The organism is Flavobacterium sp. KACC 22763 (assembly GCF_028736155.1).
Classification (GTDB): domain Bacteria; phylum Bacteroidota; class Bacteroidia; order Flavobacteriales; family Flavobacteriaceae; genus Flavobacterium.
Map to the genome: position 1 here is coordinate 1,129,624 of NZ_CP117879.1, position 23,460 is coordinate 1,153,083.

Sequence of the window (23,460 nt, forward strand, 5' to 3'; positions counted from 1 at the left end):
TGCTATGCTAATGAGTCAATTGAGAAAAAATCAAGTTTAGATTGTTTGTAATTTCTGATTTTATCCATTACAGCATTTCCGTTATTAGAACCGCCAGAATTAGTGTTGCCTTCAATAGTCTCAATGGTGTCGGCATGAACCGCAGTTACAATTCCGGTATGAATCCAGTCGTTTGGCGTTTTTTGAAGAAGAAATATATCTCCGGGTTTTATCAAAGCCGAATTGGTTCTGGCAGTTTGATAACGTGTTAGTATTTTTTTCTGAAGACCCGTTGTTCCAACAGTATCGCAGCTATAAGTCAGTGGCATTAGGTTTTTAAAGTTTTTTCCCTGAATAGAAGCCGCCTGATCAATAATGGACTGAACGAAACCCATACACCAAAACCATTCGGTTCCTTCGTGTCCATCCATATAGCTTCGAACCCACGGTCCTGTATTGCTTTGGTTGTTTATAACCAGCTCCAGAGGTTGGTTTTTAAGATGATTTTTGGCTGTGTTCAGAATCAATTCTCTCAGATTATTTCCAGATATTGGACTTTCAAAAGCTTTTTTAAGCGGAGATGCCAATTTGTCGAACAAGCTTTGGTCTACATTTCCGTTTTGAGGCAAACCATTGAATTTCTGAAAATTAAATACTGCTTTTTCAGTCGCAGGACCAAAATCTCCATCAATATCCGTTGCCGTTCCCGAACCAGGATTCTGCGCAGCAAATAAATTAAGCCAAGACTGAATTTTTTCGACATCTTTCTTGTTGTTATTTGCTCCGTTTCTTTGTTGTGTTGCTTTAAGAAGCAGCTCTTTTTGGTAGAATGTTTTTTGCATGATTAATGTTTTTTAAATGTTTTAAAATTATTGTCTAAACAACCTCTCCAGTTTTTATTATGTTTCACTAATAGAGGGTATATCATTTTTTCTTTTTTAGCATATTCTTTTTTTATAACCTAAAGACTTTTTTTAGAAGAGTGTTTTTTATTTAAGTTTCAAGCTTTCATATTTATTATCAAAACTTTCAAGTTTAAAATCACTAAATATTTCAGGCATCTGTTTTTTAAAACTTTCACTTTCTGGACTTGAAATATCATATAATTTTTCAATGATATATTTTTGCCAATAAAAAAATCCTCTTGCTTCTAATGCTAACTCCATGTAAGCATTAAAATCAATCATTAAATCAATAGTTTCAGATTCTCCATCTCTGTGAAAGAACATTCGATTATTAGCGATGCTGTTTATAAAAATACCGCAATGAGCTTCATCTGTAAATTGATCAATAGGATGGAAATTATAAAGAGGATCCTCATCTGATAAGCTAGGGTAATTACTTTTTATACCTTTTAAAATGTACTCTAATTTTAAAATATTAATTTTTCCCAAAATATTGCTTTGAGAATCTTTTTCCCAACTCATCTCATACCCATTTGATTCTTTAAAAAAAGATAATGTGTTATGATCTAAGCCTACTTTTTGTCCTTCTAATAGGAGGTCATTATTTGCAGAAGAATTAAAATCCTGTTTTTGTTTATTTATTTTTTCGTTTTGGCTAATTTCTAGAAAGGTTAAATCTATTTTGTTAAAAATATTTTCCATGGGTCTATTCTTTTAATTAATAACGACATTTGATAATGCTTGAAGTGAGTTAATAGCAGCTCTAATAACTGCATTTTCAGGTGTATCAGGAAATTCGTCTTTTATTTGATTATACAATCTAAGATTTGCAATGGTTTTTGCTTTGTTTTGGATAGCAGTCATCGTTTCGCTTCTAATTCCAACGGTATTGTTTACTAAATCATTTATTGAACTATTTATTATGCTAACTCTTGCTCTGCTTGTAGTGCTTATTTCGTATGAATTAATATTTGTATCAACTGGATTATTTACAGAAAGTGTAGCAATATTACCTCCAGCTTTTTCAGTATAATTATTTCCATTTTTTTCAAGTAATACAGCTTTACAATCTAAAGTTCTCGGTACAAACTGTTCTGCTTCTCTAATTTCTTTAATTGTAGGATCTGCATCATTTGGCGTACTTAAATTTCCAATATAATTTTTTGGTTCGACAGAGTAAAAAACTATTGCTCCTGATTGAACAGCTGCTTTAACAAGTGACTCAACAGATCCTTCATGTGCACTGTTTCCTTCTCTTGACAATGGAGTCATATTTTCCCATGTTCCAGGGCCATGTGTATTATGATTTAATAAATGACCTCTAATGTAATAACTACTTCCTCCATTTTTGCGTTTGGCAAGTTTGTCATAAAAAGCATGACTTCTTTGTGTAGGTTCTGAGCCTTCAGGACCTTTTTTTGTAAGTATGGATGCGATCATTTTTTTAGCAACAATATCACCGCCTTTGCTTTCTTGTTGTTGATCAATTACAGATTCGGGTAATTCAGCATCTGATACACCAAAAAGAGATTTTGCATGGTTACTTAGTTGGTTTAGTAAGGCCTCAAGTTCTCGTTTTTTTCTTTCGCTATTTGCATTTTCTTGCGCAGGAGTTGGTGCAGCAACAGATTCTCTCTTTTTAGCATCAATTTGACCAGCAATAATTAAGGCTTGAGCTTTAGAATTTGTTTTCACAGGATCATCACCAACATTAACTGAAGCTATAAATGTTGCAAATGCTGTTGGATTACTGGCTATGGTTAAAACAGGAGCATTTTCATCTCCAGTAAAATATAGAGTATGATTTTCGCCATTATCAGCAACAAATTCTTTTCTTATTCCGAGCCATCCCAAAATAGCATCTCTTACACTTGCACCCATTGCCATAGCTCTGTCCAACAATGCCATTCCTGTATCTACAGCTCTGTTTACCAACCAAGTCAACGCCTCATCAACCATTTGACGAACAGCAATTAGCATTTCGCCAATTCTTGCTCCAATACCTGTTAAACCAACTTGATTTGCTAAGAAACCTATCACGACAGGCATAGCTTGTCCCATGGTTCTTTCTAGATAATCTGCTGCTGTGGCGACATTTCCTCGAGCTAAATCGGCTACACCATTGACAAACGAATTGACCACTTCGAGCATTTCACGCAAGTATTTGATAAAACTTTGAATTGCATTAAAGAATGCCATTGCACCGTTTATTACCGCCATGATTCCAGTTGGATCTAACATGCTTAAAAGTCTGGCTGTAATTCTATTGACAATACGTTCCATGACAAAGTTTTTCACGGCATCGAGAACGGTATTCCATAAATTGCTAAGCTGTTCTTGTATTTTGTCCCAAATGGCCGCCATACCGCGTTCTTGAACATCTTTGATAAATGTCCAAATACCTTCAAGCGTATTAATCATACTGCGTATTCTAGCTACTCTCGCAGGGCCAATGCGAGGATGTGCGGCTAGTTTTTCCCAGATTCTTTCCATTGAGATATTCAGCACTTCTAATATCCAGGTAATGACACCACGTAAAGAGAAATCAGTAAGTACAGGAATATTGGCATCTTTTAATTCGCTCATTAGCCAGCCTGTTACACCATTGATTAAGTGGGTGACGATATTGTCAAAGAACTGTACAAATCCTTGTTTAAGCGCTCGCAGTATATTTTTCAAGAAACCGATTGGATCTTTCTTAATGTCATCAATAGCTTCTAAGGCTCTAGTAATAATATTTCCGATGAGATCAAATGGGAAATTCATGATTTCGAGAATAGCCATAATAACTATTCGGACAATTTCTGCCACAAAAGCAATTAGTCGGCCTATAGGTTCTCCAAATTTCTCAATGATTCTAATGAAAGCATCTATCGGATGAATGAGATCATCTATAGTCATAGAATCCCAAATATCAGTAAAGAGCTGTATAATAGACTGTGGCGTCATGTTTAGCGTCTCTACAGCAGCTTCAATTTGGCCTGCAATTCTGGCTATTGCACCAGACTCTACCATTTGTGCATATTGTTCTTCACCGCCATCCATAAGGCTCATAAAACCTCTTATCATATTTGGAACTGTGCGAGGCACAACTTCCTGTGTAAAAGGATCTTTACCAATAATCACTTTAACAAGCGAATAACCTCTTACGGTAGCGGCTTGAGAGGACAACCATGCTAATAAGGAATCTTTAACAAGCTCTAGTACTTTTTGGGCAACCCCTGAAGCAAAATCCCAAACTCTTTGTAAAAAATCTCCAGCCTGATCGGCAAGTGCAGAGAGATTATCTCCAATATTGGCTAGATTTGAAGGTTGAATAGCATTCCAAGCGGCAGTTATGAGTCCGCCAAGTTCGCTTAACAAAGAATCGAAAGTTCCAACTTGCGTATCAAGCCAATCGGCGGTTTTTTGCAGCGTGCCTTTTTCGCGCATTTGCTCAAGCTCAGTCTGCTTGTCAATTAGTATTAAGAAATCTTCTAATATTTCGACTGTTGTGGCAGTAACTGCTACATTGCGTAAGGGATCAAATTTGATTATTTTTTTGATTAATGCATACGCTTTGTTTTCGGCTAACAATGGTTCTGCAACATCAATCAGCGCTTCTTTTATCCAAGTTATAATTTGATCAACAAGCGAAGTTGCAAAAGTAGTTACTCGATTTACTAAGTCATTAAATTTAGTTCTAACAACATCTATGAAAGTTGTAACCGAAGATTCATCCCACGCGTCTTGAACGAGTTTAAGTAACGCATCCATGCTGAGACCCAATTCGCTCAAACGACTGTTGACCCAAGCAAAAACACGATCAATAATACCATATTCTTGCAATTTATCGAATATGGCTGTCCCAAACGGAATTAATCCCATAAATCCTTCAATAAGATTGATGGCATTTCTTTCGACATTTACATCATTCAGAGGGTCGTAACCTGCTACAACTGTAAGCAGCGTATAACCTGGAATATGTCTAACGTTGTTTTTTACAAAACCTGGAATCGCGAAGGATAGTAATGACTCTTGAACCATTTCTGGAGCAGGGGAGATGGGTTCAGGTTTTTTTCTAATTGCCGCTCCCTGCTGTACGGTATGCGTTAATTCGTGGGCAAGTAAATGTTTGCCTTCTTTTGAATTCGGATTGTATTTTCCTTCGTTAAAATAAATATTGTTTCCAGTTGCAAAAGCCTGAGCGCCCAATTGCTTATTCATTTGAACAGCATTAGAATCATTATGTATGCGGACATTGCTGAAATCGGCTCCAATACCAGATTCCATTTCGGTTTTTACTTTTCCGGATAGAGGAGAGCCTCCGCCTTTACTGCTGTTTAATTTGGATTCTATGTTTGAATTATCGGTGGGATTGGCATCGCCAGCCGCACTTTTTTGCAGTTGTTTTTCTTCGTCTGAGTTTTGTTTTTCTTCTTCTTTTTTCTGCTGTACATTTTCCTCTTCACCTTTATTTTGAATTAAAGGTTTGATTGATGGAGTGCTTTTTGAAACCGTTTCTGGTTTTTTAACTTCTTTTTTATTCTGAACAGTTTCTTCTTTTTTCTGGACTTTATCTTCTAGCTTGCGCTGAATTAATGATTTTGATCCAGAAAAAGCAGGATTAGCTTCTCGTTTTTCGGTTACTCTAGAATCGAGTTTGTTTTGGATTAAATCCGTTTTGAGCTGTACAACAGGTGTTATGGTTTGAGGTCCAGTTTTTCGCTGTATTTCTTTATTTTTTTCTTCTTGCTTTTGAACATTGCGCGCCAATTTCTTTTGCACTACTGGCGATGGCGAAAAGAAAGATTCTGCTTTTGGCGTTTGTTTATTGGCCACTACGTGGTCTGCGACTCTGTCGGCTTCTACTTCAAATTTATCGTTAGATTTCCCTATATTTAATTTTGCCTGAACACCAAAAAAAGATTCTTTCCCCTTGTCATGATGTGACGCGGAGTGCGGAGAATTTGATTTTGATATTTGCTTTAATGCTGGCATCTCTAATTGGTTACATTGAAACTTCCTTTTAAATTTGGACTACCTCCAGGATTAATTACTTGAACTTCTACTTTAAAGAAGATGCAATCTTTGGTTTTTACAGCAAATGATTGTGTTTCTGTTCTTCCAACATCATATCTTCTTCCAGTTTTATGTATTGTTCCGCCTTGTATGGCAGTCAATAATATATTGTAATGTTTTGCATTATGTGGAGTAACCCAATTTGCTGTAGAGGTTATTTTAAAATTGCCTTTTGAGCAAAAAGTTGAGGAAGACATAACGGAATCATTGATATTAAAATCGTTATTATTTTGCGGTAGTTGAAATGCTTCTCCGCAACAATTGCTATCACCGCCTTTTTGTCCTACCAGCTTATTGTCTAAAGCTCCTATAGTTTCCGGCCCTACAATACCGTCAATTTTATTCAGACCATTTTCTGCTTGAAAGCCTATTACCGCATTTCGTGTTTCACTTCCAAAATCGCCGTCCGCTCCAAATTTGGGCAAACTCTGACCTGCTTTCATTAGACCTTGCTGCAATTCTGAAACATATTGCCCTTTTTGTCCAGTAGAAATAAGCATCTGATTATCATTGGCTTTTTCTAACGGAGGATTGCCTTTAAACTGTGGGTTTTCGGGTCTCTCTGCTTGTAAATCTTCCGGATGGTTTTCTATAGATGATTTTTGTATTGTTCTTGATTTTTGTTTAGATCCAGTCTGCTGAATTGTATGTGTGAGTTCATGTGCGAGCAGATGTTTGCCTTCTTTGGAATTTGGATTGTATTTTCCTTTATTGAAATAAACATCGTTACCATGTGTGAAAGCTTGTGCACCCAGTTCTTCGCTCATTTGAACGGCTTTGCTGTCGGTATGGATGTTTACACCGCTAAAATCGGCTCCAAAGCCAGATTCCATTTCGCGCTTTGTGTTTTTGTCCATGGCGCTGCCTCCGCCTTTTGAGCTGTTGAGATTGTTCTCAACGTTTTCATTTACAGAATTCGATTCCTTTAGTTTTGCTTGAACTGATTTTTCTTCTTTTTTCTGAGCTTTTTTATCTTCGTTTTCACATTCAGCGCATTTTTTCTGCACTTTTTTATCTTCTTCCTTGTCAGATTTCTTTTGAACTTTCTTGTCTTCTTCTTTTTCTCCCTTTTTCTGTACTTTTTTATCTTCTTCTTTTTCCGATTTCTTTTGCACCTTTTTGTCTTCCTCTTTTTCGCCTTTTTTCTGTACTTTTTTGTCTTCTTCCTTATCCGATTTCTTTTGTACTTTTTTGTCTTCCTCTTTTTCGCCTTTTTTCTGTACTTTTTTGTCTTCTTCCTTATCCGATTTCTTTTGGACTTTTTTATCCTCTTCTTTTTCTCCCTTTTTTTGCAGAGGCTGTTCCTGTGCCAAGTCCTTTTTTTGAACTGTTGAAATGCTTTCGGCAATAGGTTTTTGCTGTACGGCTTCTTCACTTCGGGATTGCAATAAACCTCCAGTTTTGCGTTTGTTCACTACTTTATCGGCTACATTGTCGGCTTCAACTTCATATTTATCTCCTACAGCGCCCGTAGTTAGTTTCTTTTGAACTTTTGGTCCAAAAAAAGTAGAAGGGGAGTGATTGGCTATTTTCTTTTGTTCAAATTCTCTCATGATTGTTATTTTATCATTTTGAAATACTTATTTGTTTCAATAAGCAAACTGCGGTTTATTTGCGATAACACCTTCTTTCTCTAATGCATTTTTTATTTGCTTGTACCAATACGGAAATATTTTAGAGAGTCGAAGTTCAATTTCATCAACAACATATTTGTCATATTTTTTCATTCCAAAAAAATGAGAATATCCGATCGTATCAGCATCCCTATTCATTTTCTCATATTTACCAGTTCACATATATGATTCGTTTTTTCCAAGCCAATTTTATAATGCTCAAATTCCAGCTTAATTTGTCCAGTAAAACATCTTGTGTTTTTCGCTCCATAGTAATTACAGGGCTTTCGTCTCCGTTAATATTCAGTTTTCCGGGACGCTGTAAAAATTCGTTTTGAAGCAATTCTGCCGAAGATTTTTTCATAATATCCCAATTGCTCAACACGGCTTGCAGCATTGTGGCTGCTTCTTTTTTCATTTCTTCAGAGAGCACAATGTTTCTTTCAATAGGTTCTGCAATCGGAATATTGCATAAAAACTTTTCGAAAATCATAGCATTTTCATAATCCTGTTCTTTTCCCGTGGCTACATAATGCAAGAGGTGCGCGGCAACTTCGGGATTATTTATAGTATTGTCTTTATCGAGCAGTCTGCAATTTTCAAAAAGGGATTTCAAAAAAGGATGAATCAATACTAAACCCGCATTGTCAACATAAGATTCGCTAATACTATCATTGTCATCAAATCGGTTCTCGTTTTTACCTTTTTCTTTCTCTAAAGCAGAATCCTTTTTGTCAATTGCTTTTTCATGATTATCATTAATTTCTTCTTTTGATTTGTTTGACTGGGTTTCGATATTTTTATCACTATCGCTAATAGTTGCATCTTTGCTTTTAAACAAAATCGAACTCTGGTCTTGCGATAGATTTTCATTGTTTTCCTGATTTCTTTCTGATTCTGTTTTTGTATCGTTTTCTACTTCTGTTAGATTTTCTGTTTTTTTTGCATTTTCTATTTCTGTTTCACTTTCAGCTTTCGTCGCATTTTCGATTTTTATTCTATTTTCTGTTTCTGTTGCATTTTTTAACTCTGTGTCAGTTTTTATAGTTACTTGATTATTTGAGGGAGTATTTAATTCTGTTTCTTTTTCTTTTAAAATAATGAGGTCTAGTTTTTTTTCGATAATAGAAATAATAACATCAAGATGAGCCAGTAATTCCAATTCGTTTTGGTTTTCTATCTGATTTTCAATTTCCTTTACTAGAAGTTCTCTATGTTGCAAAAAGTGATTCTTTTTATGAAATTCAAATACACTTAAAATCAATTCAGTAAGTTTTTGCTTGACAATTGAATTATTAGTGTTGTTTGCCTCCAAAAGGTTTAAAAGAACTATTTCCCATATCAAGAATCTTTGATTTGGAATCAGTTGATTTTTGGCAATACAGGTTTCAATGTGTTTTTGTATGGCGTTAATCGAGATTATTTTTGGTCTGCTATCGGTGCTGTTTTTTTTGAGTAATACTCCTTTTTTAATAATGTTTGCAATTTGGCTGTCGCTAAATTGTTTGATAAATCGTGTTCTCACAATTGGTTTTTGAATTGCATTTATCCACTTGAAAAAGAAATTTTCTTCATTTATAATTTTGTTAATTGTTTTATCTTCAACTATTTTGAAGTTATTATCTAAAGTTGTCCACCAAGTATTCGTGCCAGTTTCTAGAAAATGAAAGAAGCTTTCTATTTCTTTTTCTTGTGGTTTAATGAGTTTGTACCCTTCGATGTTTTTTTCTTCTGTTTCAAAAATTTCTTCGACTTGTGTAGTGATTTTTTTTAGAATCTGCTTTTTGAAATCTTCAAAATCTAAGTTTTGATTTATAGCAATGTCAAGATTGAGTTTGTCTAATTGTATGCTGTATAAAGGATTTTTGGAGTCCACTTCAGTAAAATAATTTTCTAAAAGCGCGAATACTTCTTTTTGCAAAAACGCATCAATATTGTCCTTGAGATAATATCCTTTTTCTTTAGAATTGGTATTTATCTCAAGGAATACTTTATTGATGATATGTTTATTTAAGTTTTGCATTAGCTGTAAGAGCTTCTATTTGTAGGTTTAAAGAAGATATAATAAAATTGATTTTCGGAAATACCTTCAGCATGCTTGTCAAAAACTCTTTCAATGTTCCGTCTTTATCGCTGTTGAATTTTATTTCGACAAAACTTTTAAATAAATTATTGAAAAGTATTTCTATTGGGATAATCTGTTTTTCTGATGCTTTAAGCGTTTCTGGATCTTGACATCTCAAAATGGTGTAAAACAATGAGGTATTTAGCGATATAAGCGTTTGTACCGCAGCAATTAGTTCTGGATTTTGAAGTTTAATGGCAGAGCCAACAACTGCCGATATTAAATTGAAGTTTTCTTGTGTGAATAATTCAGACAAATTATCATTTAATTTACCAGCAATGTAGCTCTCAATATTTTTTTGAACTTCGACAAATCTGTTTTCCGTTTCAGAAATTAAGCGATTAGTTTCTCTATTGAATTTATTTGCTATAGCAATTTCTTTTAAATTGTAAATTGTTACAAGTGAGTTGTTTAAAAATAAATCAGCAGTATCAAGACATTTATTTCCTTCAACCGGTTTTCTAATTTCAATTAACCTTGGACCATCAGTAACCGAACCACAATTGCCTTCGGCAATTAATAAAACAGAGATGGAAGATTCATTATACATCGAAGTTTGTCGTGATATTGGATCTTTTTTATCTGTTACAATTACTTCCTTGTCAATATGCCAAGTATAGGTCGCAGCATTTTGAGAATTGTTGTTTAGGGTTAGAATTCCAGTTGTAGGATCTACATTGTAACTAAAATTAGCAATAGGCAGTTCTAAAAGTGTAATAGTAAGATTGGACGGTTTATCGTCTATAAAAATGGTTACGATTTGGACATCCTTAGATACCTCGCTTGGTGTAAACATATATTTTTCTCCGAATGTAACTTGAACTCCTTCTCCTAAAATTTGTGCTCCTTTTATATTAGGTTCTAGAGTAAGCTCCACAGGTTTATCGTTTCGGCAAAAAGATATTTCGTTTACTAATTTGCCATCAACCAGTACTTTTGGATCTGGAATTTCAAAAGTGACAGGATGAGTGACTTTAAAATCGCAATTGCCATTGTCTGCATAGAGTGTGACATCAAATGTGAATTCCTTTTGCGATTCGCTATTATACTTGTAGGTGTGTTTTATTTCGGTTTTATCATCTGTAATCCAATCGGTTTTGTCTCCAAAGTCCCAAGTATATTTGTTTCCTTCGATATTTTCACCAGTTATGGTAAAAGTGACTTCGGTTTCGTCAGCTCCCGGAGATTTTGAAGGAACAGCTGTAAAATCGAATTCTGGTTTTTCGAAAATGGTGATCTTACAATCCGTATCAAAATTGTTGACTGTAAAGGTTATCGGCTGGCCAATTAACTCTTTACTGACTAAATTTGGATCAAAAACAAGTGCGCCATATTCGTTTACGGCTATTCCTCCGTTTTGATCAGGTCCAACATTAGCTTTTACAAAACCTCCCGACGGAGATACTTTAAAAGGTAGAGGAGGTGTTTTGCTGTCAAAACAAATTTTATCTACAGGCAAACTCAGGCTTATGTTGTTTTCGTCACAGCACAAATAAGGCAGAGAAAAATCGGCAACAATTGGATTTAAAATTGGAATGTTTTCTTTAAATTTTTCAAAATCTCTAGTTAAAGAGGATCTGCGGATCTTGTAATAATCGTAATTGGGCACTTTTTCTTCCAGATAAATCATTATAAATGTGCCTCCTGGAATTACACCCGCTTTATGCTCGTAACCATGATTTTTGTTAAGATAATACTCGGTGAAATTTTGAATGGTTTTATCCAATTCATTAGTATTTACTGCCAATATCATTATATTGAACCCTAGGCCATTATCTAGCCTAATTTGCTGTATTGCTTTTAATGCTTCTTTGTAATTGCATCCCTGATGACCTTCAATTCTATAAAAGTCACTATCGAGCTGTATTTCGAGCGGTTTTTGGGTATTCAATAGATCATCGTGGTAACTAACATTGTTTTTTTCTAACCCTAAAATGGTTTTATCAAAATCCCAAGCTTTAATAAGCGAATTGTTCACATTATTGTAAAAAGGAATGGCTTTTTTGCCTAATTTGCCCAATTGCAGAGAAGGTGTAATTTTTATATAATCATACGATGCATTGTAATTTTCTAGTAATTCCGTACTTCTCAGAATAAGACTGTACATTCTTTGTCTGGCTGTGTTTTCGCCATAACATACTTTTATCTCATCTGCTTTTATTTCGTCCGCTTTTATTTTTTTCTTTTCTTTTGAATCTATAACAGGAGCGCTCTCATCTGCAAGGCAATCATTGCAAGTGGTAAGATTTTCTCCTGTAAGCAAAGGCGATTTGTAAAAAGCATGACGAAATTCAAAACAAGGTTCTGTTTTTATTAGTTCGCCTAGCATTAAGTGTTTTGGAAACGCATTAATATCAGGATAACAATAACTATCCTCTATGTCGAGTAAAAGTGCTCTGGTTTCATTGTAGGTGTCAACAAGATCATTTAGCAGATCATATCGATATTGAAAATCTGATGAAAGTACTAGATCTCCATCAAAATTAAATAGTTCGGTTATCTTTTTTTGAATAGACTCTAAAACGATTGGCATATTTAAGCCTGTTAGCAGCTTATTATAGCCTTCCTGTAGATTTTTAACAACATTGTTTTTGAAAATCCCTTTTATAAAAGTTTGTTTTAATGCTTCAAGATGAACAAAATCTTCTTTTTTTAGTACAATTCTGTTTGATTTTAGATCTGGTAATGTATGGTATAAATTGATATAATTGATTTTACCAATCATACTGTCATAATTCATTATTTTTGTGGCAACGTCTTTACTAACAATTAAAACTTTATAATTGCCCACAATTTCCAATCCCTGATTATCGCAAGAAAGGCTTACGCAAAGGTCTGATTCTTTTTCATAAGACTCCAGATACAAAAGAATTACAGCCTCATTAAGCTCAAATTTGGTATTTGCGGTAAATTCTGCTAAAGCAAAATTGGGGTCTTTTTCTTTTTTTTGCTGTTCTTCTGTCAAGAGTTCAAAAAGAGGCAATTGTTGGTTTACGCCTCCGTAGAAAAAAGGTTTATACGCCGCTTTTGTATTGTCATAAACTTTGCAGTGCGTATAGGTTTTTGAATCAAAATCGATTTTTTTGTTTCCCAATACATCTGCCTGATATAACTTAAAAAGATCACCATCTGTAGTTATGCCAGTTCCTTGTGTTATTGAAATGTTTTTTTGACCCTCATCATAAGCAGGATAAAGTCCGCAAACTATACCAACGCCACTCAGGTAAACGCGGGAGAGGCGATCCTGGTCGTCAAAAAAATCTACAACCTCATTAAGGTTTCCTTCTGTAAGTACCTGATTTTTTGTAAATCGTCGGTATTGTGTTGTTATTGTTGAAAGTTTTGCTGACATGGCAATAGTTTTTATAGTGATCCTAAATTCGTTTTTCCTAGTATAATTTTATCAGACAATCGCTCGTTTTCATCACTGCAGTCAAACAGTCGTCCTGTTGGGTAAACATTGTCGAGACTGGTTAGTGATTTAATAAAACTGATTAATTGAGGTTCTGGCTGTTCTTGATTCAAATCGGTTTTTGCGATTAAATATTCTTTGTATGTTTTTTCAAATTGAACCAACTGGTTTTCTGTGGGGTCTTTTACATCTTTTTCCCTATATCCAATCCAACATACCTTTGCCAGAACATGAGCAGGCAATTCTTCTTTTATTATTTTTTCTATATAATTTCTAAAATCGGTATTGGCAAATCGCAATGTATATCCTGGCAGTACTACGCTCACGCGGTAGGAGTAAGGATCTATAGGTTCGCAATCGCCACACTCTTCGGCACAGATTGGCATGAAAGTATCTGGATTTACTGTGGTCTGGTTTACATCTGGACGCAACATCATGTGTTCGACCAAAAACATTCCTTCTTCGGTAAAATCTTCTTTCATGAATTGAATCAAGTCCAGAATCGATTTTTCTAAATCTGCCAGATTAGTATAGTATTCAAATCTGCGGGCAATAATGCGATCCGGATTTTTCTTGTCTTTAATGGGTATGGCTGGATTGATAATATCATAAGAATATTTTCCTGCATCTGACTGCTGAATTAAAATATTATCGATAATAGCTAAATCTTTTACAGTACCGTTTTTAAAAGCCTCTTTTATTTTATATTCACGAGTCTGAATAATTTGTAATACAGCAAAATAAAGCTCTTTATTTGCAGCAGAGGTGTCAAAGTATTCTGCGGTTGAAGAAAGTACAATTTCATTATTTGTATCGACAATTCGCCATCTATAAACCGATTGATTGTCTGTATCAATAAAGTTGTACATCTGGACAAACGAATTGGAAAGATTCCTGCGGCTGTAATCTTTGATACCAATAAGTCTCGAAATCCTTTTTTCTGCTCCTGAAACATTATTTGTATTCCATAAATCGGCAATAGGCTGTTTATAATAATCAAAAGCATTGCCTCGATCTTTGCTTACGACTTTATAATCTTTCAAAAAGTTTTCTTTGTCGCGCAATACCACTTGATCTGCCGTGTTGCCGTAAATGGTTTTATTGACAAAAACATATTCTGAGAAATTCTCTGCAAAACGAGATAATAGATGATCTAATATTTTATTTCTTCGTTCGATATTATTGTCTTGCTGGTCAAAAAGCAGTTCTGTAATGCTATCGTCAGTGTAACTATCATATCCGTCTACAATGTCATTTGCTCCTTCAATATCTTTAACTACTTGAGTAAAGAGAGTTCGAGTCAAATTCCCGCTGACAGAAAGCAATTCGCTTACCTGACCTAATTGTTTAAAATAACTTCCTAATATCTGATCAAAAAATAGGAGATAGCCTTTTAATTGTTTGGCTTTAGATTTACGTTCGACAGAGGCTCTCGTTGGAAGGCCAACTTCTCCAATGCCATACGTTTCAGGAAAATCATTTTGTATGGTGGTATAAAAATCAGTATTGAGATATTCGCCATTTGGTATTTCTAATTCTTTATTCTGGCTGGCGTTGGTTGTGGCTTTGTCTTTTTCTGCTTTTATAGCGTCTAAATATTTTTTTACCTTCGCCTGATTGATGTTAAGAGGCAATAATCCTTTGTTGTAGTTGAAAACACTTTTGACACAGATAACAGGTTTTTGATAAGGTTTAAGGCAGATAAGCCATTTGTTTTCAAGATCATCACCACCGCAGTTTCCTAAAGAAATATCTTTTATTAAGATTACATCTGGCACCGACATAATTATTCTAATAATGTCTGAAAGACGGACTTCGTTTCTCAAATCGGCTTTGAGCAATTCTTTTGTGTCAATAAAACCGTTTTCTAAAGAAGGGCCATCAAAAATCTCCAAAGTCGAATATCCTTTATCAATCATTTGCTTTAGTGAATAAAAATTGACAGTTGTAGATAAATAACTTTCAAGGGCATGAAGAACATTCGCATGAACCAGTTCCTCATCGGCTTCTGTATTTACTTCAATATCAGCACATATTTTTATAGGATAGTCAACTACTTTTTTGATGTCCACCAGATCTTCGCAAAGGTTTCTGTTAGCATGATACTGTTTTTTAATTTTTTCTTTAACAGCTTCTATATCTGCGAGTTTTGAACTTTCAAAATCTACATACAAATCATACAAACCATTTAGTTCAAAAGTTTTTCTTAAGTTATCTGGTAGATTTTCATAATCTTTAAAATCATAAGAAAGCTGATTTTTTTTGCAGTCCACATACACTTTTTTCTCATGTTTGGCGAGCCAGCAGTTTCGAACGCCTTCTATATCTATAAATAGTTTTCGGTAATCATTTTGTGTTACCGGACTTGATGATAATACTTCTGAAGCTTTAAAAAACTGTTTTGGAATGCCTTTATTACTATCGTCAGATGCTAATATATTTTCTATAGGAAGATTAAGTCTCATGCCAAGATCTGAAATGGCATAAGAAAGCATCTCTAGCATCGTGATACCTGGATCATGCTCGTTAAAATCAGTCCAAAATTTACTGCCAAAAGACTCGATATATTCGATTCCTTTTTTTCTTAAATAAAAGAAATCCAAATCGTCTTCTGATGCTGATTTTTTAGAAATAGTGATATGTGGGTTTAGTATTGACATTTTTCAGGTTCTTGTGGGGTTATTTTTTTGCAAGTATCTATATCGGTGCTGATAATGTGGTTTTTAACAGAGACTAAAATGTTTTTTGGACTTGAAGGCGATAATGTGGTTTGAAAATCTAATAGATAAGCTTTGGTATCATTTTTATCTGTATCTTCTAATGTTTTAGGTTCTTCTTTATTTGTTTTATCAATGTATATTGCCATTTCTAGCATAGATAAAAAGTCTACGTAATATAAATTTTCGATATATTCTATAACAACACTGCGCTGTAGTTCAACTCCGAATATGATTTGTTTTGAGGTATCAAAGGCCCAAGGAGATAGAAATTTTATAAGATCTTCATTAAGCTGTTTTTTATAAAAATTCTCATCGTATTCTGGATAAAACTTTACCTTCAGTTTTACTATAACTTTTTCATAATCAGGATTAATGACTTTTGCCGAAACTAACATTGAATTTTTAGAATTAATAAAACTCTCAATGCTGTTTAAAGTCGCCGTGCTTACTCTTGGCTCATAAATATCAAATACATTTTTGTCTACGATGTCTGGAATTACGACCAGTGTTACTTTTCCAGGAGCTAAAAAAGAGGTTTTTGTACCCGAAATAAAAGTATGATTAAGGCATTTTACTTTAAAGACACTTGGGAATTCCTGTAAAATAAGATGCTCATAATCCCAAAGTGTTATTGCTCTATTTTTGTGGCGCAAGCGCTCGCTTACACGCAGATAATAGGAGGGATCTGACTCTAATGGTTTTCCATCAAATGAATTAAATGGCTGTTCAATGCTTTTAATTTGCGGAACTCTGGTAATTAATTTAGATATTGTTTTCGCAGGTAATGTACTTTCTAAATGCGCTAAATTATTGTTGTTGTCAAAAAATTGCGCGGTAACAACTTGAGTTTTTACATCGATGACTTTGCAAACGGCATCGTAATCTTTGTGCATTTTTGCTTTGATCCAAATGGTATTGGCAGGAAACAGCGTATTGTCATTAGTTGCCTGTTTTGGAATGCTAAATTTTACGATACCCGATTTTAAAAAGTTATCGATACCATTTGCTAAAATATCCTTATCAAGATTTTTCCAATAATTATCGCATAATATGTACCATTCTACCTTTTGTGTTCCTGTAAAAGTGTCAACGCTGGTGTTTTCGCTTCCTTCTAATATTTGAAATAATAATGAAATTTGCTGCGATATTTCGGCATCTTGAAAGCCTACATAAAATTCGCCTCCATTGCAATAATCAGGAACCAGACAATTAGTTATTGGAGTAGAAGGATCTAAGATTTCTTTATAGATGGCTTGCTGTTTCAAATAAGAATGCTCTTCCTGTTGGCCAAAAGGCGCTTCGTGAAATAGTTTTATTCGGTTAGACTCGTAGGCAGAAAGAGTAAAATCAGTGCTTTCTTCAGGAAAATAAATGCTTTCCTCAGCAGAATAATCCAGACTGATACTTTCTACAACAGGTGTGTAAGGCTCATTTGGAATAGGTGTTGTTGGCTCGTCCGCCACATTCATTATGGCCAAAGTATATATTTTTGGAAATAACGAATGCAAAAATGACTGATTTAAGGTCAATCGTATAGGTCCGCTTTTCCCAGGGTCATAATCGCCTTTTACATAGATATTCGATTCGAATGCATTATCTTCTTCATCATCAGCGTCAAATAAATTGACTGTTTCATCTTGTTCGTCCCAAACTTCTTTATCTAAAACAGATAAGGTTGCTTTAAAGTAGTTCTCGATAACAATTCCAGCATCAGGTTCTATTTCAGGCGGTTCAGGTATTTCGTCAACAGCTTCTATTTCCTCATTAATCTCTACAGGAGCTTTTATGTCGGAATTGTTTTTTTCTGCAATTCCATCTTCTGGCTGTTTGGCATCCGTCATTTTTTTAACGATCTCCTTTGGGAAAAAAGCATCAAGAAAACTTTGTTTGCTTATGGTTTCAAGGAAACTATTTTTGTAAGCGGCATAATGAGTTACAAATGATAAAGGAGTGTTTTTCCACTTTATGTTAATATGGGCGTCTGTCCAATTTTTAGAAAAGATTTCAGGATAGTTTATGATAAACGAACTGTTTTTTTCGGGTTGGGTTGTAAAAGGGTAAAAGGGTTTTGCCGCATTAAGTGCTCCAGTGTCACTTTCTAAGATAAGTGATTTTACATCCTTAACCTCAACTTTTGCCGTAATGCCTGCTATTGGTTTTGTAACTAGACTTCTAAAAAGAGTATGGCCTTTTTTATCTCGCGTATTAATTAAAAATCGAATTACAGGCAGTTCTGTCGAGAAAAATTCACCTAAAACCTTCTGATCGTAGTTAACAATTGCGGGACTATCTTTTGGTATCTTAAAAACCAATTTTAATTGGTTGCTGCTAATGCTCGTATATTGACTCACATTTTTAAAAGAGATGTCTGAGCTAAGCTTAATATCTCCAATCCATCCCTTTTTACCGCTATATAGAATGCTGATATTTTTCAAAAGATCAGTTGTGTCCAATAGATCATGAAAAGTTAAAACCTCATCAAAATCAATTGTGATGTCAATATTTCTGTCGCCTTCTTTAAGATTAAATAATTCCGAAGCTATTGCAAAACCAAGTTTAGCATCGTCTAGTTTTGGATATTTCTCTTCTTTAGAAGTATATCCAAAAGGAAACCAATAAGGAGAATCTTCTTTTAAAGGTTCGCCTTTTCCGTCTAAAGAATTGGCTATTTCGCTGTATTTAATTTCCCCCAACTTAATGTCATTATATACACTTTTTAAATACGCTATATGGGCTTTATTGGCAATAAATTCTTCTGTGGTTTTGTAAATTAGTTTTTTGCCGTCAGGATCTTTTCCAGCGTCGAGTTCTGTGTTTACAGCAATTTTTTCTTCGGCGACTTTTTTTGCCAATTCAAAAATGATATTGACTTTGTCTGCTTTTGCAGGAAGTTTTTGAATTTGAAGTATGTCTTTATAGAAAAAATCTAAATGTTTTTTGGTAATGCCATTAAGTTTGTTTTGAGATAATTCTAATAATTTTAAAAAACACACAAACAAGGTTAGGTGAGGAGTAAGGTCTTGATTGATATGGGCGGCTGATAATGTTTTGGTGATGTTTTCTTTTAAATAGCCATATCTTTCATCTGTTCTTTGCGGGATGCTGCCATTTGGAAGATTATCTTTTGAAAAGCCGAAATAATTGAAAAGCTCCTGCCAGTTGCCTTCTGGTTTTTTATCGTTATTTGTATCGAAAAAGTTGACTTCTTTTGCAAAATTATAAGCAAATAACAGCCAGTCTTCAATAGTAAAATCATGAAGTTTCAGGTTGCTAGGCTCTAATGCATCACTAAAGCGTTCTTCCTGATTAACTCCATTTCTTTTAAAAATAACATTGTCTATTTGGCTGCCGTTGGTGCTCATAGCTTATAAACTTTTAAACATTAGTGCCTTCTTCTTTGTAAAAAGGAAAAACAAGATTGCTTCTTGAATTCGTACTTCTTATTCTATAATCGATTATGACTAATAATTCTCCTTCTAAATCATCACTTTGCGCGATATCGATTTTTTCAACATCAATTCGCGGTTCGTAATATAAAATCGCCGTTTTTATAAGTTCTGAAACATAGGTTTTGAGTGTTCTGTCTAATGTTTCAAAAAGCAATTCGTCCATATTGCATCCGTATCTGGGCAACATAATGCGTTCGCCGATTTTGGTAGAAAGCAATATCTCCAGACTGCTTTTAATATCTGCCTCGTCAGACGTCATTACGACTGCTTTACTGTTCTTCTTGAACTCTGGCGGAAAACTCCATCCAGTACCTAAAAAAGCTTCTTTATTTTCCATAATCAGCCTATTAAAACGGTTGGACATCCTAATACAATTGTGCCTCCATGCGCAGTTGAATCTCCCATTCTTGCGGCTGGTTTTCCTCCAATTAGCACTGTGGCTGAGCCCGCAATAATACTATCCGGAGGACCTGTACAAACTATCATATCTCCCAGACAGGCGGCTGGCTGACCGCCTATGAGTACTGTTGGTGAGCCTGGCGGTAATATTGGTCCACCAACATGAGGTACAGTTCCAGTTACCATTGGGCAAACATGCATATCGTTAATTCTTGCTGCTGGTGCTCCCATAACTACTTATTTTTTATAGTTAACCTTTTTGTTTAAGTATTTTGTAATAGAAGACAGAAGATGACCTAGTTAATCTGTACGATGCTACCTTTTACAATCGCTACGGCAGCCGATGACATTTCTGCGCCAGCACTTCCTTCGGCTTTAAATTGGGCGGTTGCTTTTAGGTTGACATTGGTGCCTTCAATTTTTACATCGCCTGTTGCTTTTATCGAAATATCGCCTGCACTTTCCATTTTTATTCCTGCGCTGTCAATTGTAATTACATTCGAATTTTCATCTTCAACAACTATAGATCCTTTGTCTTCGTCGAGCGTTATTTTTTTACCTGCGGGAGTTTCAATGGCAATCGATTTTTTATCATCATCAAAAAGCACTTTCATTTCGCTTCTTGTGAAAATCCCTTTTTGATGGTTATCATCAGATGCTTTTAATGGAGCGGGTTTTGCGCTGCTGTGGAGCATTCCTAAAACAATCGCATCATTCGGATCTTCATTGATGAAGCCAATAATTACTTCGTCTTCAATTTCTGGCCTAAAAAATGTACCTCTGTTGTCACCTGCGTCTAAAGCTGCGACTCTGCACCAAATTCCCTGTTCTTCGTTATTGATGATTGGGATTTTGACCAAAATTCGGTCTTCGCCATCGGGATCGTCTTGAAGTTGGGTTACAATGCCAATATGCAATCCTTTTATGGACGGAATTATTCCAGAAGCTGATGGCGTATTGACATCATACGTTTCAGAGAACCATTCAGGATTTAATCCAAACTGCACATTTACAGTCCAATTACCGTTTGCTATTTCATGGAAAACTCCAGTTATGTAAGCTTTGCCGTTAAAACGATCTCCAACACCTTCAAGCGTGATAATAGTATTGGGTTTTACTGCGGGAATGCCTTGAAATTTTACTCTTCCGCGAACTTTTGACAGCTGTTGAAATAATAATTTAGCATCGGCCCAATCTTGCAATTCGGTATCGGTAACGTGACCGCCGTGACGTAATTCTAAATTTTCGAGCTTTACGATATCGGATAAATCAGAAGCAGATAAATTTCCGTTTAGACTTACGCTAGGATCTTTAGCTTCAATTTCTAGTAATTCCTGATTGGATGCATTCCAGCTGTAAGATGAAACTTTGGCAAACTGATTTCTAGCATCAATCTCAGCATCAAAATCTAGCATCGTAGCGCCAAAAGCAACCGTTTCAACTGATTCTGAAGCTAAATCTGGCTTTTTAACCGAGACTTTTCCATTTTCAACAAAACATAATTTTCCATTAGCCTGTGCTCGAGAAACAATAAAATCCCAATCGGATGTATTATATTGCACTAACTCTTTGTGGCTATAATTTGTGCTTTCCACATCTTTTTGCAATCCGTAAGTGCCAATAATGTCTTCAAAAGCATCACTGTCTTTAACGTCATAAAAGTATTTGCTTTTTCTTCCGATAGTCATTTTTACGGCTTCGTCTTTACATTCTACAATCAACAAGGACGATTTGTCTTTTATTTTTATGGAATGTTTTACAACAATTCCTTTGTAAATAGTTTCTTCGTCACTGTGATAGCCCGCTTTGATTTCAATCTTTTTTCCTGGAATAAGTAAATCTTCGTTGCTTAGTTTAAAATCTCGTGCCGCAGCATCTCCATCGGTCAAAATAATCTGCGCCATAGGTATTCTGTTTACCTCATTATGAACTACAATGCTCATTACTTGGTAAACACCAGACAGCTCAGTTCCCTCAATGAGTAATTTGTGCGTTACTAAATCGGCACTTTTACTGGTTTGTATGACATCAGAATTGTTCATCTATTGTTGTTTTTGTAGAGGAGGGAAAAATATTTTTTGACCAATTTTTAATTTTCTGAAATTGATGAGCTTGTTGGCTCTTGCCACTTCGAGATAATATTTTGAATCGCCGTAGATTTTAAATGACATTAGCGGAAGCGTATCGCCTGCTTTTACAGTTCTAGTGTGTGTTAAATCAGGAGATTGATTGTTCTGCTGTTTTGCTCTTAGCTCATCTTCAACAACCCCTTTGAATTTACCTTTTGCAATGGCTCTAATGGGCGTTCCATCTGGCCTGAAAAGTTTATATTCTATGGTCATTTCGGTGAGAGATCCTTTAAAAAGCAGACTTCCCCAAGCAATTTTTAAATAGTTTGGCTTATGTTCTGTGCCATTATATTCTAAAATTACTTTTCTAAAATGCTCAATGTCTTCAATAACACCATTTTCAGTACTTTCTTTGCCGGCAATAACACCAGTTCGATCAAAAACAAAATCCAATTCTAATTCCTCTGGAGCAATCGCTGTAAATCTTGGTGCAGGACTGCTCGTTCCAGCGGCTTGGGTTGTATCTTGTTCTATTCTGTAATGAAAAGTGTATTTTTCAGGATTCATCAAAGTAATGAACTCTTCAATATCTGAAATCGGACTATTGAATTGTGGATCGCTATAGGCAATAATCTTCAGTTTTTTTAATTCACCAGTTGTCGTCATATCAGCGTTCTTTTTTTCGTTCAATAATCTTCATTACTTGTTCGACACATTCAGCTACACTATCTTTTTCTGTAGAAGAAGAAGATGATGATGAAGCTGGTTTTGCACCCGAACTTGGACTTTCGTTCACATTTATTTTAATGTGAAGTTCTTTGATTTCAATTGGCATGGCTACATTATTTTTTATGAAGGGTGAAATGATTATAAGCAAGCTCAAAGCTTTCAACAACAATTTTGCTTTCCAAAGCACTGAAATCTTCAACAGCCCATTTTACTGGATAAGCATGTACCACTTTCCAGTGCATTAACGGCTCGTGATCTTGATTTAAGAGCTTTACCGTTAAATCAACGGGCTTAAATTCGAAATTTTCAATTGCTTTTCTGCACCATTCAATTACTTCAGAGTCAATAAGAATTCCTCTTTTTAAAACCAAATTGGGATATTTGGTCTTTACAGGAAGCTTGTGTTTGAATCTGTTTTCTCCACCCTCAACAAATTCTTCTGTTTCAAGATCTACAGAAAGTCCTGATACTGACTGAAATTGATGGTCTTTTTCTTTTGTGCCCAGTTGATCAAATTCAACTAGAAAATGAAAGCCTACGGGTGGGTAATAATTAGCCATGATTAGTCATTTTGAATAGATAAACCTTCGTGAACCAATTCAATAGATTCAATGGCTACTTCGTTTCCATCGGCTTTTAAATCGGTTGATTGCACTTTTGTTGGCCACGCATTTTTTACTTTCCAAGTAATCACTGGTTCGTGCTCTTCGTTAAGCAATTTGATGGTAATATCTCTTCTTTCGATGGTATTTAGTTTTACCGTATTCCACCAAGCGTAGTATTCATTATCGCTTTTGAAAGTTCCTCTTTTCATCGTAATGTTAGAGAACTTTTGCATACCTGGCATCTTAATTTTGCTGTACTCTGGACTAGCGCCCTGACGGTACTCAATAACTTCAGTTTCTACATCTAATCCGGAAACTTCTGTAAAGCCTATTTTTGTTCCACCCCAGTCAACTGAGAAATGAAACTTTGATAACGGATAACTCATGATTTATA

The 23,460-nt window shown here is 35.0% G+C and carries 16 protein-coding genes; all 16 read right to left on the minus strand.

Going from position 1 to position 23,460, the window contains the following annotated elements:
* Nucleotides 1-2 precede the first annotated feature (2 nt).
* On the minus strand, nucleotides 3-821 hold the full coding sequence (locus PQ463_RS04810) for a peptidoglycan-binding protein (protein WP_274256575.1): 819 nt from the start codon (nucleotides 819-821) through the stop codon (nucleotides 3-5).
* 147 nt (nucleotides 822-968) lie between these two features.
* The gene (locus tag PQ463_RS04815; protein WP_274256577.1) at nucleotides 969-1,586 is read right to left on the minus strand and encodes a hypothetical protein; all 618 of its coding nucleotides are present in this window, start codon (nucleotides 1,584-1,586) and stop codon (nucleotides 969-971) included.
* Nucleotides 1,587-1,598: 12 nt separating this feature from the next.
* Nucleotides 1,599-5,864: an eCIS core domain-containing protein gene (locus tag PQ463_RS04820; RefSeq protein WP_274256579.1), complete on the minus strand. Its 4,266-nt coding sequence runs from the start codon at nucleotides 5,862-5,864 to the stop codon at nucleotides 1,599-1,601.
* A 2-nt stretch (nucleotides 5,865-5,866) separates the two neighbouring features.
* A complete protein-coding gene (locus tag PQ463_RS04825; RefSeq protein ID WP_274256580.1) occupies nucleotides 5,867-7,498 on the minus strand; it encodes an eCIS core domain-containing protein in 1,632 nt (543 codons plus the stop codon).
* A 36-nt stretch (nucleotides 7,499-7,534) separates the two neighbouring features.
* Nucleotides 7,535-7,717 (minus strand): hypothetical protein, encoded by a 183-nt coding sequence (locus PQ463_RS04830; RefSeq protein ID WP_274256582.1) that lies wholly within the window; start codon nucleotides 7,715-7,717, stop codon nucleotides 7,535-7,537.
* A gap of 10 nt (nucleotides 7,718-7,727) precedes the next feature.
* Nucleotides 7,728-9,581, minus strand: coding sequence for a contractile injection system tape measure protein (locus tag PQ463_RS04835; RefSeq protein WP_274256583.1), 1,854 nt, complete (start codon nucleotides 9,579-9,581; stop codon nucleotides 7,728-7,730).
* Nucleotides 9,565-13,035 (minus strand): hypothetical protein, encoded by a 3,471-nt coding sequence (locus PQ463_RS04840; protein WP_274256584.1) that lies wholly within the window; start codon nucleotides 13,033-13,035, stop codon nucleotides 9,565-9,567. Before PQ463_RS04840 ends, PQ463_RS04835 begins: the two co-directional genes overlap by 17 nt.
* Before the next feature lie 11 nt (nucleotides 13,036-13,046).
* On the minus strand, nucleotides 13,047-15,755 hold the full coding sequence (locus PQ463_RS04845; protein ID WP_274256586.1) for a baseplate wedge protein: 2,709 nt from the start codon (nucleotides 15,753-15,755) through the stop codon (nucleotides 13,047-13,049).
* Entirely contained in the window at nucleotides 15,743-19,177 is a 3,435-nt protein-coding gene (locus tag PQ463_RS04850; protein ID WP_274256587.1) for a baseplate J/gp47 family protein, read from the minus strand. Before PQ463_RS04850 ends, PQ463_RS04845 begins: the two co-directional genes overlap by 13 nt.
* A 13-nt stretch (nucleotides 19,178-19,190) precedes the next feature.
* Nucleotides 19,191-19,601: a GPW/gp25 family protein gene (locus tag PQ463_RS04855; protein ID WP_274256588.1), complete on the minus strand. Its 411-nt coding sequence runs from the start codon at nucleotides 19,599-19,601 to the stop codon at nucleotides 19,191-19,193.
* A gap of 2 nt (nucleotides 19,602-19,603) precedes the next feature.
* On the minus strand, nucleotides 19,604-19,894 hold the full coding sequence (locus tag PQ463_RS04860; protein ID WP_111378156.1) for a PAAR domain-containing protein: 291 nt from the start codon (nucleotides 19,892-19,894) through the stop codon (nucleotides 19,604-19,606).
* 65 nt (nucleotides 19,895-19,959) lie between these two features.
* Entirely contained in the window at nucleotides 19,960-21,705 is a 1,746-nt protein-coding gene (gene vgrG, locus PQ463_RS04865) for a type VI secretion system tip protein VgrG (protein WP_274256590.1), read from the minus strand.
* Complete coding sequence (locus PQ463_RS04870) at nucleotides 21,706-22,398, minus strand: CIS tube protein (protein ID WP_111378154.1); 693 nt, start codon at nucleotides 22,396-22,398, stop codon at nucleotides 21,706-21,708. It abuts the gene before it with no gap.
* Between the two features lies 1 nt (nucleotide 22,399).
* Complete coding sequence (locus PQ463_RS04875; protein WP_167511678.1) at nucleotides 22,400-22,567, minus strand: DUF5908 family protein; 168 nt, start codon at nucleotides 22,565-22,567, stop codon at nucleotides 22,400-22,402.
* Between the two features lie 7 nt (nucleotides 22,568-22,574).
* A complete protein-coding gene (locus PQ463_RS04880) occupies nucleotides 22,575-23,021 on the minus strand; it encodes a phage tail protein (RefSeq protein WP_111378153.1) in 447 nt (148 codons plus the stop codon).
* A gap of 2 nt (nucleotides 23,022-23,023) precedes the next feature.
* Entirely contained in the window at nucleotides 23,024-23,452 is a 429-nt protein-coding gene (locus tag PQ463_RS04885; protein WP_008463601.1) for a phage tail protein, read from the minus strand.
* Nucleotides 23,453-23,460: the final 8 nt, after the last annotated feature.

Bases quoted from the DNA above. Each gene is read 5' to 3' on its own strand.
- PQ463_RS04830 (WP_274256582.1), bottom strand. From the start codon at position 7,717: ATGAATAGGGATGCTGATACGATCGGATATTCTCATTTTTTTGGAATG.
- PQ463_RS04880 (WP_111378153.1), bottom strand. From the start codon at position 23,021: ATGGCTAATTATTACCCACCCGTAGGCTTTCATTTTCTAGTTGAATTT.
- PQ463_RS04810 (WP_274256575.1), bottom strand. From the start codon at position 821: ATGCAAAAAACATTCTACCAAAAAGAGCTGCTTCTTAAAGCAACACAA.
- PQ463_RS04815 (WP_274256577.1), bottom strand. From the start codon at position 1,586: ATGGAAAATATTTTTAACAAAATAGATTTAACCTTTCTAGAAATTAGC.
- PQ463_RS04840 (WP_274256584.1), bottom strand. From the start codon at position 13,035: ATGTCAGCAAAACTTTCAACAATAACAACACAATACCGACGATTTACA.
- vgrG (WP_274256590.1), bottom strand. From the start codon at position 21,705: ATGAACAATTCTGATGTCATACAAACCAGTAAAAGTGCCGATTTAGTA.
- PQ463_RS04820 (WP_274256579.1), bottom strand. From the start codon at position 5,864: ATGCCAGCATTAAAGCAAATATCAAAATCAAATTCTCCGCACTCCGCG.
- PQ463_RS04885 (WP_008463601.1), bottom strand. From the start codon at position 23,452: ATGAGTTATCCGTTATCAAAGTTTCATTTCTCAGTTGACTGGGGTGGA.
- PQ463_RS04875 (WP_167511678.1), bottom strand. From the start codon at position 22,567: ATGCCAATTGAAATCAAAGAACTTCACATTAAAATAAATGTGAACGAA.
- PQ463_RS04860 (WP_111378156.1), bottom strand. From the start codon at position 19,894: ATGGGAGCACCAGCAGCAAGAATTAACGATATGCATGTTTGCCCAATG.
- PQ463_RS04835 (WP_274256583.1), bottom strand. From the start codon at position 9,581: ATGCAAAACTTAAATAAACATATCATCAATAAAGTATTCCTTGAGATA.
- PQ463_RS04845 (WP_274256586.1), bottom strand. From the start codon at position 15,755: ATGTCAATACTAAACCCACATATCACTATTTCTAAAAAATCAGCATCA.
- PQ463_RS04850 (WP_274256587.1), bottom strand. From the start codon at position 19,177: ATGAGCACCAACGGCAGCCAAATAGACAATGTTATTTTTAAAAGAAAT.
- PQ463_RS04825 (WP_274256580.1), bottom strand. From the start codon at position 7,498: ATGAGAGAATTTGAACAAAAGAAAATAGCCAATCACTCCCCTTCTACT.
- PQ463_RS04870 (WP_111378154.1), bottom strand. From the start codon at position 22,398: ATGACGACAACTGGTGAATTAAAAAAACTGAAGATTATTGCCTATAGC.
- PQ463_RS04855 (WP_274256588.1), bottom strand. From the start codon at position 19,601: ATGGAAAATAAAGAAGCTTTTTTAGGTACTGGATGGAGTTTTCCGCCA.